Genomic DNA, 3,083 nt, shown 5'->3' on the forward strand with positions numbered 1-3,083 from the left:
ATGAGCCAACCGGTCGTTAGTGTTCAGCTAAGCGATACATGGGGATACGTACTTGAGTTATTCGAACAGGTGCATTATCAGGTAGTTCCTGTTCTGGATAATAAAGGGCAGCTAGTTTCAGTAATCTCTCGCCAACAAATATACGCTAAGCTCTTGTCTCAATCGTCGGTTCAAATGGGGCGGGACACTTCATTATCGAGTGTTATCCAAACAAGGGGGAAATCTGTTGTTTCAGCGGATCCTGTGACAGATGTTCGTAGAGTGGCCAAGGCCTTAGTCATGTATAGCTTGGATGCAATCCCTATTGTGGATGCTGAGCATCGTTTAGTGGGGATTGTCTCCCGCACTGATATTTTAAGGTGTGTGACTGCCAACCCTCCTCTTTCAATGTGGTGTTAGCGCGAAAGAGACTTAAGCCCCCAAAGAGATCTAGGCGAAGATTTATCTGTGTCAGAAAATTCCTTATTAAATGAACGAATTAAACTGCTTTTTTAAGGGAATGTTCATTGAGAAACTGAGGCTATATTAAGTAGCTGTATGAAGCTATCGAATACAAACCATTCTAACTCCCTTGCTCGAGCGAACTTTCGAGACACCCCGCATTGCGGGGTTTTTTTATATTCTGCAATACTCTTAGCATAACTTTATGTTCGTTAAAATCGAGTAATCATTTAGCTAAAATCTGATTTTTACGAGCATTAATAGTTGAAATAATGGCTTAGCTTTTAATCGTTTTAGTTGATGATTAGTGCTGTCAAGTGTTGGATTATATTTTCCAAATTATGAGAGGGACTAAAAATGAAATTGAATCATATTATGGTACCTATTTCTCCAGGAGGTGGAATTGCTCCAAGCTTGGGTGAGCTTATCGGCTTGAGGAGTGACAATGATGAACCGCTAGAGGTTAAGTTTATTACTGTAATCGAAGACGCTGACTTTTCTAGAATCTCGGGTTATATGAGAGCCTCTCCTGCGACACTCCTAGAGCACGCAATCAATGTTGAGCTTGAGCGGCTGGATGCCATGATTGCGCTCTTAGAAAAAAAGCTTCCTGATGTGTTATTTGAGCGCGAAGTTGTAACAGGCGTGGCATTTATCAATCTTATATTAAGTGCGTTGCGGGGCCACTATGATTGTATTGCCATCTCTAAGCCTAGTACCAACAAGAAAGATAGTAGTGTTATGGGAAGCACTTTGATGCACCTGATGCGTAAGTCACCCACGCCAACTTTCGCGATTGGCCACCAAAAAATGTGCCCTGAAATGAAAATAGCCGCAGCTATCGATGTAAGTAACATTGATGTTGATAGCGGCTTGAATCAGCAGATACTTGATGCAGCTTTGAGCCTGGCGGAGTTATATCGCGCAGAGCTGCATATTGTTCATATCTGGCACCTTGCGGGTGAAGGGTATCTTAGTACTTGGGGGCGGCGCAGTGACTTCGAGGTCGGAGCTATGGCAAGAGAAGAAAAGCACTCTAGGAAAGAGAGAGTTGACGCCCTAACGGGGCATGCTAAGCGGCGTATTCGAGAGATACATTTAGTTGAGGGGCAGCCCAAGAATGAAATACCCAAATTCGTCGATGATCAGTCAATTGATATCTTGGTGATGGGGACTGTGTGCCGTTCAAATGTTGCTGGCATGATCATAGGCAATACCGCAGAGTCTATTTTGGGTAAGGTCAATTGCTCAGTGCTGACTTTGAAGCCAGAAGGGTTTGAGTCTCCTGTTGTTAAATAGTGAGTGATTCAATACCTTATTAGATAGGACACTTAAGATGAAAAATGACACTGAAAGTATTTTGATTTCTCGTATTTATGTCTTGGTTCGGTACTGCGTCCGGTTACTCTCAATATTGATGGCTGTCGTTATTGTGATGGGCGTTATTGATGTTGGCTGGACACTGTATCAAAAGCTCATAACACCGCCGCTGTTTATACTCACTATCTCTGATATGTTGGCAACGTTTGGGGCGTTCATGGCAGTCTTGATTGCCATTGAGATCCTTATCAATATTACCGTCTATCTACGTGATGATGTGATTCATGTAAAGATTGTGATGGCTACTGCCCTAATGGCGGTAGCGCGAAAGGTGATTATTCTGGATTACAAAGAGGTTCAACCAGAGTATGTTTATGCCACCGCAGTACTAGTCTTCGCGATGAGTGTGGGATACTGGGTAGTTCATAAACTACCTGAAAAATCACAGTAGATCATTGACTCTAACTATCCTGAGCGGAGGGGTAAATTCGTATAGTTATTTTGTGACCTGATTTTTAAAGGTGTTTTCGCGGAGAGAGGATACGGTGTCTTGATTAAAGGTTTTGTTGCAGCGTCAAAAGCAGACTGCGTCAGCGATTCACCCAGTCAGGGTTGATCGATCTGCAGCCTGTTGTTGCTAGAGGTTAAACAACCAGTTTGGCTTCATTGGCCTCTTCAGTAACGTCGAGCAAGGGAGTAGCTCTGCGAACTCGATTATGTTTTTTGAGCTTACGAAACAAGGTCTGGTTTACTTTTTGTAATGCATCTACAAATGCTTTCTCTGTGCTGTCTCGTTTAGTAGTAATAAGAATCGACGGGAGCCCGAACAGTGTAACCTTAACTTTGCATTGTTTATCAACGCCGCCTTTTGGGCCATTCACATCTTCTAGGTTAACGTTGATTCGTTGAATAGACCCTGCAGCCTTTCGATACATTCGTCCTAATCTTCGCTCAAGGTCGAATCTAACGCCAGGGCTAATAAAAGCTGTTCGTGTGTTGACTGAGATGTTCATATTACTCTCCTATAAGCTTGAATAGATGCCTACCAAAATCGGTATGACCATATATGCACGATCTATTTTGAATAAAATTGGTGATATAAAAAGCAGATAAAAATTTACTGGATGCTCGTTAAAAACATACTATTTGAAATTCAGATATTTTTTATAGGTCATAGATCCCAGCATCTTGTGGTTGACGGAAAGGTTGAAGTAGATATTTGCTGGTATATTGGTGCTCATGGTAAGTATTTCTCACCTATACTGTTTAAGGGAAATACTAGCGTTTAATATAAGAGGCCAATATCTAATCAAAGTATTGAA

4 protein-coding genes are annotated in these 3,083 nt (G+C 41.9%); 3 read left to right on the plus strand and 1 reads right to left on the minus strand.

The genetic code is table 11. The features are described from left to right. The 3 genes from A3756_RS15240 to A3756_RS15250 form a co-directional block, all read left to right on the plus strand. A partial coding sequence (locus A3756_RS15240) for an HPP family protein (RefSeq protein ID WP_068553807.1) occupies positions 1-399 on the plus strand: 399 nt, incomplete at its 5' end. A gap of 399 nt (positions 400-798) precedes the next feature. After that, positions 799-1,740: a universal stress protein gene (locus tag A3756_RS15245; protein ID WP_068508639.1), complete on the plus strand. Its 942-nt coding sequence runs from the start codon at positions 799-801 to the stop codon at positions 1,738-1,740. Between the two features lie 37 nt (positions 1,741-1,777). Continuing rightward, entirely contained in the window at positions 1,778-2,212 is a 435-nt protein-coding gene (locus tag A3756_RS15250) for a phosphate-starvation-inducible PsiE family protein (protein ID WP_068515468.1), read from the plus strand. A gap of 193 nt (positions 2,213-2,405) precedes the next feature. Here A3756_RS15250 and A3756_RS15255 read toward each other — a convergent pair whose 3' ends face one another. Next, positions 2,406-2,774 (minus strand): hypothetical protein, encoded by a 369-nt coding sequence (locus A3756_RS15255; protein WP_068553808.1) that lies wholly within the window; start codon positions 2,772-2,774, stop codon positions 2,406-2,408. Positions 2,775-3,083: the final 309 nt, after the last annotated feature.

This window comes from Oleiphilus sp. HI0086, from assembly GCF_001635225.1.